Origin of the sequence: Streptomyces griseorubiginosus, from assembly GCF_017614965.1 — a bacterium.
GTDB lineage: Bacteria > Actinomycetota > Actinomycetes > Streptomycetales > Streptomycetaceae > Streptomyces > Streptomyces griseorubiginosus_B.
Genome location: NZ_WVUG01000297.1, coordinates 1 through 10857, shown reverse-complemented (window position 1 = coordinate 10857; position 10857 = coordinate 1). Strand labels below are relative to the sequence as shown.

The following is a 10857-nucleotide window of genomic DNA, read 5'->3' as shown; positions in this document are numbered from 1 at the left end:
ACTTGATCTTCGGGAACTTCTTGAGGAAGGCGTCGCGGAGGTAGTCGGCCTGGTAAGGCGTGTCGCCGCCGGCATACACGGTCAGGGTCCCGCCCTCGGCCAGGGCCTGCTGGTACAGCTTCTGCAGCTGCGCCTGCTCGCTCGTCCGGGTGGTGCGGGTGCCGTTGGTTTTTCCGGCGGATGTGTCCGCGAGGGCGGCGGTGGCACCACCGGCCAGCACGCTGAGCGTGAGCGCTCCGATGACGGTCTTGCGTATGGCGTCCATGACTGCTCCCAAGGGGTTTCCAGGTACTTCAACTTTTGAGTACTTGCGGCGCGACTCAACCTAGGACAGGAAACTCAAAACTTCAAGCAATTCGCGATCAGGTTGCTTAAAAGTTGAAGTAAAGATAGGGTCCCCGCATGGAGAAAACCCGCTGGCTGGACGACGAAGAGCAGCGCGCCTGGCGCGCGTACTGCAATGCCAGCGCCCTGCTGGAGGACACCCTCGACCAGCAGCTGCGCAGCACGTTGGGCGTCCCGCAGTTGTACTACGCGGTCATGGTCCGTCTCTCCGAGATGCCTGACCGGCGACTGCGTATGACGGCCATCGCCGAAGAGCTCAAAGTCTCCCGCAGCCGTCTCACCCACATGATCCGTCGGCTGGAGGAGGAGGGCTGGGTGCGCCGCGAGGACTGCCCCAGCGACAAACGCAGCCAGTTCGCCGTCATGACGGACGAGGGCATGGCCGCCCTGGAAAAGACCGCACCCGGCCACGTCAGCACCGTCCGCGCCGCGGTCTTCGACCACCTCACCGCCGAACAGACCCGCCATTTCGCCGAGGTTTGCGAAACCATCCTGGCCGCGCTCACCGACCCTGACGGCCCCGTCACCACCGGACTGCCCTGGCGGCGCTGACACATGTGACGACTCGGACCGGAACTTTCCGGGCCGACAAGGAGAAGGTCCGCAAAGGGCGCCACCACTGAGGCACTGGTTCACCCATGTGGCCCAGCCGGTGCGGATAGCAGACCCTGAGCGGTGCTGCCGCCAGAGTGGCGGGGCCAGGACGAGGCTTCCCAGCAGCAGGACGGCTGAGTATCCGGTTCCGAGCGGAGGCCGGGAGATCAGGAGGCCGATGATCTGCCCGATTCCGTAGCCGGCCTCAGCAGTACGACGCTCGCGGTACGTGGAGGTGCTCACCGAGAGCCAGTGCCGGGGAGGGCATGCCCACGAACGTGCCGCCGAAGGCAGCCGCTTACCCTGGCGTCCTAGAACAGCGGAATACCGCGTTCCACATACCGCCCCTCCACCAGTGTTCCCACACCACCACCCAGGGGCTGATCGCAGGCGTCACCGGGGCACTGGCTTCCCCGGCGGTGTTGCTGCTGGCCCGGTACGACGCGGTCGGGCACCTGCGGCTGGCCGCCCGCACCGCACTGCTTGCCACCGCCGCACGGCGCGAGCTCGCCGGGCGGCTGCATCCGGCCGGCATGGATCACCCCTGGCGCGGGCGCCGCTTCTCCGCCCGTTGGGGCACACACGGGGAGCTGGACTACCACCCCGTACGACCCGACCCGGTGGCGGAGTTCCTCGCCGATACCGCCGTCGACAACTGTCTCTACCGTCACCCGGTGCGCTTCCTGCGGCTGCACGAGGACCTCACCGCGCAGCAGGTACCGCCCTTCGGGACCTGACCGCAGCCTGCATGATCCTCATCCGCGGCCGGCTGCCTGCGTTCGACGGCCGCGAATTCGCCCTGTGCCGAAGTCCTCTCCCCGCGGCGGCACTTCGCTTGGGCGGGCAGAGGCGGGACGCAGCCGGATGCGGGCGTCGAGGCCGGTGCTGGGGACGGGGCAGAGAGTGATGGTGCCGCCGGAGGCGTCGACGAGGTGGCGGACGATGGGCAGGCCGAGGCCGGTGCCGTCTTGGTGGGAGTCGGAGGAACGCCAGAACCGGTCGAAGGCGCGTTCGCGATCGGCCTCGGTCATGCCGGGGCCCTGGTCGACTATGTGGAGTTCAGCGCCCGGTACGCGCTGGAGGGCGATGGTGGTGCTGGGAGGGGAGACGCGCAGGGCGTTGGCGAGGAGGTTGTCGTTGATCCGCTCCGAGGCCCTGGCCCAGGTGATCGAGACGAAGCGGGAGCACCAGCCGCTGCCCAAGGCCCCCACGGAGCCGGAGCAGCCGGGGAAGGTGCTGGACCTGATGGCGGCCCTGCAGGAGTCGGTGGACGAGGCGCGCTCCTCCCGCGGCAAGGCCGCCGACGCCGACGTCCATGACCTGTCCCGGGCCAAGAAGAACACGGCTAAGAAGACGGCGCCAAGAAGACCGCGGCCAAGACCGCCAACAAGACGAGCACCAAGAAGACCGCGGCGAAGAAGACCGCCGGCCGCAAGCCGCGCAGCGCCTGAGCCTGAGCATCCCTCGGTCCGGCTGGCGGGAATGACTGGCGGGCCGGGGCTGTTGTGGAGGGCGTGGGAGTGAAGGTGGCTGTGTCCCCGGGCCTCACCTATTGCATGCAGGGACGATCGTTCGGCTGAAGCCCTGTATTGCCTTTCGCCGCGTAGGCGACCGCCCCGTCGACGACGGTGATTTTCCCCAGGGGTTCTGTCGGGGGAATTCCCCACCCGCCGCCTCTGCCTGCGACGGTGCTTATTGCCTCCAACAGGCAAGGGATACGAGGGCGTCGTGCAGGTCGAGGCGTCGCCTTGGATGCCCATGGCGCGGACCAGGAAGCGGGAGGTGAACTCCGTCTCCCGCTGCAGGGCGTAGGCGTCGAACTCGGCGGCTTCCTGCAGGGCAAGGTCGACATCGGTGAGGCGGACGTGGTGACGGGGGTTGGTGAGGAAGTCGGGCGGTTCCCGGACAGTCCCAGCAGGGAGACACTGACGTGCTGATGGCCGGGGCCGGTAACCACTGCGGGAGCAACGTCTCCTCACCCAGCAACTGCTTGCCGATCCCATGTACCGCCACCACACGCGCCATGCTCCGTGCCCCTCGAACTCGCCCCCGGCTGTGGTCAGCACTGTAGGGCTTAACGCGAGGCTGGTTGGGGCGGATCGGTGAGTCCGGGGGAGGTGTGCCAGTTTCTGAGCTCGACCCGGCTGCCGTTCCGGCGCTCGGCGTACGGTGCGACACGATGTTTCGGGTCATCAGTGCGCGTCGAGTGTGCAGCGGGAAACCGCTCGTATCCGAAACGGTCAAGCTCGGAAGTCAGGGCGGGAGTAACGCCGTGGGTTCTCGATGCGGGTGATGTGTTCGGGGCCGGAGTGTTCGAGGCCGAAGACCATGGGGTTTCCGTAAGAGTCTGTTGTCATCTGTCGTGCCCCGGCGATTCCTACGCCGGGGCGCGACGTATGTTATGACTTGGTCGAGAAGTTCCCTGTTAGAAGAGGCTGTTGTAGCCCTGCCAGCCGCTCGCGATTTTCGTGCGGGGTCCGAACGAGCCCTTGCCGTCGCCGTTGTTGCGCCAGACGTTGCCCGCGCTGTCCCGGGAGACCAGGTCTGTTTTGCCGTCTGTGGTGATGTCCCCGACGCCGACGACCGCGTTGTACGAGCTGCCCCAGTTGGTGAACAGCTTCACCCGCGGTGTGAATGTGCTGTTGCCCTTGCCGTAGTACCGGTACAGGTTGTTCGATGTGTCCTGGGCGAGCAGGTCGCCGATGCCGTCGCCGTTGAGGTCGCCGGCGCCCACGACCTTCTTGTACGTCTTCCAGTTGTCGTAGAGCTTCACCCGCGCCGACAACGTGCCGGTGCTGGTGCCCTTGTAGAGGTACACCGTCCCGGTCGAGGAGTTCCGCGCGATCAGGTCGGGGCGGCCGTCTTTGGTGACGTCACCGGGCGCGGTCAGGACGTCGTACTGGTTCCAGCCGGATGTGCCCAGCGAGGTGTACGGCGTCGACGGGGTGACTGCCGCCCCGCAGTCCGGCTTGTACAGGCGCAGAGCGCCGGTGTTCAGCTTGACCAGCACGTCGTTGCACCGGTCCCCGCTCAGGTCGCCGTAGGAGACGAACCTGGCGCTGGTGGGCCACCCGCTGCCGCTCACCTTCCCCGAGAACGTGCCGTTGCCCGTGCCCTGCTGAAAGGCCAACGTGCCCGAGGAATCGAGAGTGAGCAGGTCACCGATGCCGTCCCGCCCCGCGTGGTCTCGCCGCACGGGAGCGGCGAGCGTCCCGGCCGGCATCAGATGGATGCGTTCGCTTGTGTCCACGAAAGCAACGCGGCCGGGGTCAGGGTCCAGGGTCCAGCGGATCCGTCGGTCCGAGGTGCTGCCTTCGGGCATGAGGTTTTTGGTCGCGGGCAGATCCGCCAGGTCGGAGGTGACCTCCTGCCCGGAGCGGACGTCGGTGCGCACCAGCTTGCCGCGCTCGGTGTCATGGCGTACCAGGAACCCGTCGGCCAGCAGCACGTCGCCCACGGGCACCGCCACTGACCGTCCGCGGGAGCGGTCGAACACGCCGGCCTTCTGCTGCGCGGCGCACGCCCAGTAGACGAAGCGGCCCTTCACCTGCAGCTCGCTGGGCACGCACGCCGAGCCGACGTTGACGTCGAGGGCCGCGGCCGTCGAGCCGAGGCGGCTCATCGACAGGTGCCCGGCGGTGGACGTCGTGGTCCACAGCTGTCCGTCCCACAGGGTGGCGGCCACGGCCGTGCGTGTCGACACAACCTTGGACTGGGTCCAGTCGACGAGGAACTGCTTGTGGGTCGGGCCGCCCGAGAGCAGCGCGTACCGTCCTTCCGCGGCGCTCACCTCACCGTAAAAGCCGTCAACCGTCAGCGTCTGGACCTCACCATTGGGTGTACGGCGGTGCACCAGCTCGGAGTTGTCCAAGTCGTTGTAGACAACCGATCCGTCGCCCGCGCCGAACAGCCGCACACAGCTGTACGTGACAATGCACGGCTTGACCCAGCCGCCGGCCTGCCGGACCGGCCCCACCCGGGGTACAACGTCGGCCGACACGGTGCGCGTGTTGAACATGACGTCGTAGGACGGGGACGAGGTCTGGTCGGTCCAGGCAAGCGTGCCGCCCACCAGCGACAGCCCGTCGACAGGTGCGGGCACCGGCGGCAAGTCCAACAGCTCATCGGCGACGATCTGCCCATCCGGCCCCTCGGAGAGCCGGAACATCCCCCAGTGCGCCTTGTCAGGACCGCCCACCACGACAGCTGACCCGTCCGCCGACGCGTGGACCCAGCCGTCCATCTGCGGAAGCAGCGTGCGCCATTCCCCGGCGTCGGTCAGGGGCCGGGTGAGCAGGGCACGGGTCTCGTCGCCGTAGGTGGCCACCACGACGTCGTCACCGACGACCGTGAAGTCGGTCTTCCCCACGGTGCCCTGGGCCGGAACGGTGATCACCGGTCCGTCCAGCGCGTCGCGGTGCAGCAGCCGCGCACCGGCGCCCGGGTACCACCAGCCGACGTAGTCCTCACTCAGGACGGGCAACCGGGCCGAATTCGCGTTGTAGGGGGCGAACACCTTGGTCCAGGTGCCGTCTCGGACGTCGACGAGCGCGAGCTGGTCGAGGAAGACCTGAGGGTCCTCGGTCGGCACGCGGTAGCGCAACAGCAACGAGCGGTCATCCACCCCGCTCAAGGCAAGGAGCTTGGCGTCGGCCGGCCAGCCGGTCACCTTCGTGTCCTCGGTGCCGCCCCCGGCCGCCCGCTTCAGCAAATGCAGTTCGCGTACGTTGGTCGACCCGCCCAGATAGGCGACCACGACACCCTCACCGGCCGTCCCGGCATACCTCAGACCAGTCGGAACGGTCACCGAGCCTCTGTCCTCACCGGAGCCCATCGCGCGAAACCGCACGACGCGTCGGCCCTCGGCGTCGGTCGACAGGGTGTAGGTGGAATCCGACTGGGCGAGCCCATTGGGCTGCTGAGTACCGGCGAACTCGGTCACCTCCCGGGTCCGGCGCGTCGCGTAGTCGGTCCACAGCCAGCCGCTGGATCCCTCGGGATTCGACAGCACACCCGTGTCGCCGAAACCGATGAACACCGGGTTGCGCGTGGCGCTCCGGTCCGCGGCCGGGAGCACGACGTCGCCCGCTCCAACGACCTGGTCAGCCCCAACGGCGACCGCCATCCCTGTCGGCACCGCGCCCGGAGCACCCGCGGCAAGGGCGACAATCACGGCCAGGGCCGCACCGCCTCTGCCGAACAGACAGCGTCGCACGACCTTGCTGACCCCCACGGAACCCCCCGGTCCCTCGCCCTGGCAGCTGTGACCTCGGTAGCCCCGACAGCTGTGGTGTGAATGAAATGTGCATGCCCTGCGGGCGACGGGAGCTTATCAGCGCACACCAGTGGGGTCGGCGGGATTACCGGGGGCAGCGGAAAGGGCCCACACGATTCACAGTGCGTACAGCAGGGCCAGCCGCGACCTCTATCGACGCGCAAGGTCCTCTTGGGTCTTGGACCGTGTCCGTGGTGCAGGACGGCGCGTCCCGGAAGGCTCTTCGTTGTCAGTGCGGCCTGGCATGGTTCGGATCATGTTCGACGGACTAGATGAGATCGACGGGGCGTTGCTGGATCACGCGCATGGCACGGCCGAGAAAACACCGGTCCTGCTGAGGGCGCTGCGCTCCCCGCACACAGAGGAGCGCCGCAAGACTCTCGACCGCTTCTACAGCGCCGTTCATCACCAGGGCAGCGTCTACTCGTCCACGGCGGCCAGCCTGCCCTTCCTGTTCGAGCTGGCCGTCGATGGTGCCACGCTCGACCGGGCCTCCGTGGTCGCGCTGGTGGTGAGCATCGGGCGGGAGTCCCTCGAGCGGGGCTTCGACGATGACGGCACCGAGATCGACGACTACCCGCCGGCCGGCTGCGTGCAGGCCGCCGCCTTCCTGCGCGCACGGGGCCTGGAGTTCGCCGAAGGCACTCGGGACGTTCGGTCCGGCGGCGGCCGGCGCACGCGAGGTGATCCGGGCGCTGACCACCCACACCGAAGCGCACGTCCGGACCGCCGCCGTCGCCGCGCTGTGGGCCGTCGGCGGCGACCCGGCCGAGGTCATGCCGCTCCTGCTCGGTCTCCTCGACGATCTGATCACCTTCCGCATCAGCGAGGCGGCCGATGTGCTCGCCGAGATCGGCCCGCCCGTCTCCGCCGCCCTGCCGCGCCTGCGGCGGCACTTGGGGCACGGTTATGAGTGGGTGCGAGTTCCGTGCGCGGCCGCGCTGTGGGAGATCGGCGGCGCAGCCGAGGCGCCGTCCGTCCTGGGGGGCCTGCTGCAGGCCGTTGCCCACAACCCGGCGACGGCCAACGCCGTCGTGGCGTGTCTGGACCGGATGGGCGCCCTGGCAGCACCCGTTGTGCCCCTTCTCCGAGAGCAACTGGTCCAGCCCGGACGCGGTGACGGGTTCCAGACACTCGAACGCGACGAGGAACTCCAGCGGATCATCCGAACCATCATCGCCCGGCTCGATCCTCTGGAGCAGGGCCTGACGAGCTGATTTTCCCGCTTGTTGTCGAGGAGCTCGACTTTCGTCGTCTGGCAGCTTCGGAGTGATCAGGCCACGGCGGTGTCGAGGCTGGCTACGGCCCATGCTTGTTGGACGGCACGGATTTCCTGATCGGTGCGCCGGCCTGAGCGGGTGGGCAGAAATCGGGCGGCGATGAGGACCCGGCGGAGCTTGGCGACCATGTCCGAGACGGACGGGTCGGCTTGGGTGGTGTACCAGGGGGGCGCGCTCGCGGCGGTCGGCGGCATCGTTCGTCTGAACTAGCTCCGCCCGACCGGCCGGAGGTGGCTCTCGGCGAAGCTGCGCAGCTCGTCGCGGGTTCGTGCGAGGTCGGTCGCGGCCTCCGTGGCACGGCCTCTGGGGAGGTAGCGGACGCCGTCGATCTCGCAGATCAGCGGCCCCACGCCGGTGTTGAGCACCAGGGCCTCGCCGACCGGAGCGGGACCGCCGACGGTGCGGCGCTCACTGCCACGGGATCGGGAGATCGGCTGGAGGAACAGCGGCGCTGTCACCTCGCCGCCCTCCGGTCGGAACAGGACCAGCGCCATCTCGCCGGGATCCCGGCACAGACGGACGTAGCGCATGGGCTGCCATGTGCCCTTCCCGGCTTCCGAACGCGCGGCACGCAGTACCGGACCGCACAGGGCGGAGCGGTCGGTCGCGACCCAGCCGATCCGGGCGAGGGACGCGATACCGACCGCGCCGAACACGAGGAAGCGCCAGTGCCCCAGGTGGAAGTGGTCCTCGAGGATGGCGGCGGAGGAGAACCCCAGGGAGTACCAGGCGTTGGTGCCGAGGGTGGTGGTCAGCACCCAGATGCGCGGCGATAGGGACGTGCGGCCGAAGCCGCGGCGCGGCGGGGTCACCCGGGGGCCCGGGCGATGGCGATCGCCGTGCCTGGCCGCGGCGGCGAGGCTCGCGTAGCTCAGGTCGTCATCGAGGGCGGGCCACCTGTCCTCGCCCGCCTCGCCGCCCGCGGCCGCCCGCGGGGGGATCGCCAGCCGGGCCCGGCGCGCCAGCCGGACGCGTCGGGCGCAGGCCAGCGGGTTGACCATCAACACACCGCCCAGGCCGAGAAGGCCGAGGCCGCCTCCGAGCACGGCGACCACACTCAGGAAGGTTCGCGTGTTCACGGCCTCACCCAGGAAGGGCCAGGGCAGGGCGGTGATCCGGATGCGGTCGCCGGAGCGGACGTCTGTCGTGTCGCAGTCCACAGCCGCCCGCTGTGCGCCGCCGTCCCAGCTGACGGTGCAGCTGTCATCGTCCCGGTCCACACGGACGACCTCGGCGGCGGTGTGCTTCCCGAGCAGCGCGACGTCCGCGGTGGCCAGGCCCACGAACAGGGACGCCGCGAGGGCGAGTGCCGCCCATGGCGGTGCGGCCGGCAGAAGCAGCCGCCGGGCGGGCGCGGAAACCGGACGGGTCTGTTCGCCCAGCCAGGCGCCGAGGGTCCGCGCATCGTGCGTGGCCAAGCGCAGCCGCAGCACCTGGCCTTCGGGTGTCCGGTAGCGCAGGTTGACCTTCTCGAAGGGGGGTCGGCCGTTGGTGGAGACTGTCGCGTCCAGGACCTCGCCACCGCGTGGCAGGGCGGTGACGTTCCCGGAACGATCCAGAAAGACGGGCCCGTCGAGGCGTGGGTCGACCAGCAGTCGGCCCTTGTGGCCGTCGAGTAGGCAGCGGAAGTGCACGGCCCGGCCCGCTGCAAGGCCGCGTCGCCTCCTTGCCGCCGCCCACCGGGCCAGCCCGGCTATGACCATGGGGATCACCACGAGCCCCACAAAGCTGGCGATCATCGGTTCCGTCGTCTCCTCCGCTATGAGTGATCGGAGAAGCGTACGAGGGCTGCCAGGGGCCTTGGCCTGGGGGTGCCAGGTCTAGTTGCTTTGAGCGACCCCAACGACGATCAATGAAAACGTCGAAAGTCGAGCGAGGAGTGAACCGAGGTTGCTGTTCTTGAGCCGTGGGAACCGTTGTTGCTTCCCGAAAAAGCGGCCACCGTTCTCAAACCGGCTCGCTTGGACGCCACGGTGCAGAAGATGCGGTGTCGGCAGGTGCGGAACCAGGGTGAGCGTCCGGCACGGCAACGCGATCCCGGCGGACGGACCTCCCACCCCTTCAGGCTCGACCCGGGCGGTTAGGGAACTGGGTTGTCAGTGCTCGTTCATAGGATCTCGGCATGCCTGATGCCTTCACCGTCCTGTGGACCCACGACACCTGCAAGGCCCTGCGGAAGGCCGGTCGTGTGGGTGAGCGGCCTCCTGTCGCCTTCAGCGGTGTCCATACCTCGCTGCCCGCCTGGTCGGGGGCTCAGGCGGGGGACGAGGTGTATGCGGTGCATGTCAACCGGGGCACGGTGTTCGTTGTCAGTCGGATGCGGGTGCTCGACAGGGAACGGGGCGGCTGTTGCGGTATTGCCCCTGCGACGTGGCAGGACGATGCGTTTCCCGGACACGGCGCGTGGTCGATGCTGGGCGCCGACGGGTGCGGCGCCGCACCCGTGCATGTTGACGCGACGCCCGTACGGTTCGACGTGCCGGTCCCCGCCGACCTGCTGGGGCAGCTCACCTGGCGCAATCGCCGAGGCCAGATCCGCGGACTGAAGCACGTAGTCGACAGGCGCCTGGAGCGCGCGGTAAGTCTCCAGGGGTTCTACCGTCTGACCCCCGAGTCGGCCGGAGTGCTGGCGCACGTCGTCGGCAGCGCCGTTCCTTGAACCGAGGGGCAGTCACCTCATTGAGTGGTGTGCATCGTGAGGTAGCAGGTCACGGACCCGGTGTGCGTCGGCTCCGGTGTACTCATGCTGGTGAGGGGCGGGTGACTTCGGTGCAGATCGTCGGTCAGCGGCCGACTTCCCCGCTTGTGACGCTGCAATGTCGCAGTGGGCGTGCTCCTCGGCGATGAACTGGTGCGCGGCCATCAGGTGAGCGAACACGTAAGCAGGGCGGCGAGGGCCGCGGTCACGGCGGCGGCCAGAGTGATGACTCCGGCGAAGGCGGTGGCGGCCCGAGTGAAGGCGGCAGGGTAGGTGGCTCCGCCCATGCGGGCCAGCGCGCCAGCGCCGAACGGCGGCCAGCACAGCAACGATGATGACCACTGCGCTGGTGAGGAGGACGATGGCGATGTTCACGACAGACTCCCGGCGGACAGTGGGCTACTGACGTGAACTACAGTCGCGGAAATCGTGTCCGCCGGGGTTCACCGGGACGAAGATGAACACCGACGAACACATCGTGGCCCGGGAGCGAGCACGTGCACGACGAGCGAGATGGTGACAATCCGGCACTCACCGAGCCGCGCAGGAGACTGGAAGCGGGCAGGGTCCAGCTGGGGTTGAACAAGTCGACGCTGGCTATCCGCGCGGGTTTGGGGCGCACGACGGTGTCGGAGGCGTTCCGGGCTGGTGGGCTGGTGGGCTGG

Annotated in this window: 11 protein-coding genes and 1 pseudogene; 5 read left to right on the top strand and 7 right to left on the bottom strand. The window is 68.7% G+C overall.

What is annotated here, in order from left to right:
• Positions 1-265, bottom strand: a pseudogene (locus tag GRC12_RS35925) (ABC transporter substrate-binding protein); the annotation flags it as partial.
• 137 nt (positions 266-402) lie between these two features.
• Between GRC12_RS35925 and GRC12_RS35920 the strand changes: the two are divergent.
• Entirely contained in the window at positions 403-897 is a 495-nt protein-coding gene (locus GRC12_RS35920; protein WP_208784219.1) for a MarR family winged helix-turn-helix transcriptional regulator, read from the top strand.
• A 308-nt stretch (positions 898-1205) separates the two neighbouring features.
• Positions 1206-1676 carry a hypothetical protein gene (locus GRC12_RS35915; RefSeq protein WP_208784217.1) on the top strand — a complete coding sequence of 157 codons (471 nt, stop codon included), beginning with the start codon at positions 1206-1208 and terminating at the stop codon, positions 1674-1676.
• Between the two features lie 18 nt (positions 1677-1694).
• Here GRC12_RS35915 and GRC12_RS46015 read toward each other — a convergent pair whose 3' ends face one another.
• Positions 1695-2282, bottom strand: coding sequence for a sensor histidine kinase (locus GRC12_RS46015; protein WP_308286715.1), 588 nt, complete (start codon positions 2280-2282; stop codon positions 1695-1697).
• 405 nt (positions 2283-2687) lie between these two features.
• Here GRC12_RS46015 and GRC12_RS35905 point away from each other — a divergent pair, with 405 nt between their 5' ends.
• Positions 2688-2876, top strand: a complete 189-nt coding sequence (locus GRC12_RS35905) for a hypothetical protein (protein ID WP_208784213.1) — start codon at positions 2688-2690, stop codon at positions 2874-2876.
• 488 nt (positions 2877-3364) lie between these two features.
• Here GRC12_RS35905 and GRC12_RS35900 read toward each other — a convergent pair whose 3' ends face one another.
• The gene (locus GRC12_RS35900; protein WP_208784211.1) at positions 3365-6064 is read right to left on the bottom strand and encodes an FG-GAP repeat domain-containing protein; all 2700 of its coding nucleotides are present in this window, start codon (positions 6062-6064) and stop codon (positions 3365-3367) included.
• Positions 6065-6482: 418 nt separating this feature from the next.
• A complete protein-coding gene (locus GRC12_RS35895; RefSeq protein ID WP_208784209.1) occupies positions 6483-6917 on the bottom strand; it encodes a hypothetical protein in 435 nt (144 codons plus the stop codon).
• Between GRC12_RS35895 and GRC12_RS35890 the strand changes: the two genes are divergently transcribed.
• Positions 6898-7431: a hypothetical protein gene (locus GRC12_RS35890; protein ID WP_208784207.1), complete on the top strand. Its 534-nt coding sequence runs from the start codon at positions 6898-6900 to the stop codon at positions 7429-7431. The two genes, GRC12_RS35895 and GRC12_RS35890, sit on opposite strands and share 20 nt — an antisense overlap.
• Before the next feature lie 56 nt (positions 7432-7487).
• Here the strand turns inward: GRC12_RS35890 and GRC12_RS46570 are convergent, their stop codons facing one another.
• Entirely contained in the window at positions 7488-7622 is a 135-nt protein-coding gene (locus tag GRC12_RS46570) for a hypothetical protein (RefSeq protein WP_280117569.1), read from the bottom strand.
• A gap of 78 nt (positions 7623-7700) precedes the next feature.
• Entirely contained in the window at positions 7701-9233 is a 1533-nt protein-coding gene (locus tag GRC12_RS35885; protein WP_208784205.1) for a hypothetical protein, read from the bottom strand.
• Positions 9234-9616: 383 nt separating this feature from the next.
• On the opposite strand from GRC12_RS35885, the gene GRC12_RS35880 reads away from it, so the two are divergent.
• Positions 9617-10153: a hypothetical protein gene (locus GRC12_RS35880; protein ID WP_208784202.1), complete on the top strand. Its 537-nt coding sequence runs from the start codon at positions 9617-9619 to the stop codon at positions 10151-10153.
• 203 nt (positions 10154-10356) lie between these two features.
• On the opposite strand, the gene GRC12_RS46565 is transcribed toward GRC12_RS35880, so the two are convergent.
• A complete protein-coding gene (locus tag GRC12_RS46565; protein ID WP_280117568.1) occupies positions 10357-10479 on the bottom strand; it encodes a hypothetical protein in 123 nt (40 codons plus the stop codon).
• Positions 10480-10857 lie beyond the last annotated feature (378 nt).

What these genes read in the sequence shown, in the direction of transcription:
- GRC12_RS46565 (WP_280117568.1), bottom strand. Translation starts at nt 10,479, where the DNA reads ATGGGCGGAGCCACCTACCCTGCCGCCTTCACTCGGGCCGCCACCGCC.
- GRC12_RS35915 (WP_208784217.1), top strand. Translation starts at nt 1,206, where the DNA reads ATGCCCACGAACGTGCCGCCGAAGGCAGCCGCTTACCCTGGCGTCCTA.
- GRC12_RS35880 (WP_208784202.1), top strand. Translation starts at nt 9,617, where the DNA reads ATGCCTGATGCCTTCACCGTCCTGTGGACCCACGACACCTGCAAGGCC.
- GRC12_RS35920 (WP_208784219.1), top strand. Translation starts at nt 403, where the DNA reads ATGGAGAAAACCCGCTGGCTGGACGACGAAGAGCAGCGCGCCTGGCGC.
- GRC12_RS35885 (WP_208784205.1), bottom strand. Translation starts at nt 9,233, where the DNA reads ATGATCGCCAGCTTTGTGGGGCTCGTGGTGATCCCCATGGTCATAGCC.
- GRC12_RS46570 (WP_280117569.1), bottom strand. Translation starts at nt 7,622, where the DNA reads ATGGTCGCCAAGCTCCGCCGGGTCCTCATCGCCGCCCGATTTCTGCCC.
- GRC12_RS35900 (WP_208784211.1), bottom strand. Translation starts at nt 6,064, where the DNA reads ATGGCGGTCGCCGTTGGGGCTGACCAGGTCGTTGGAGCGGGCGACGTC.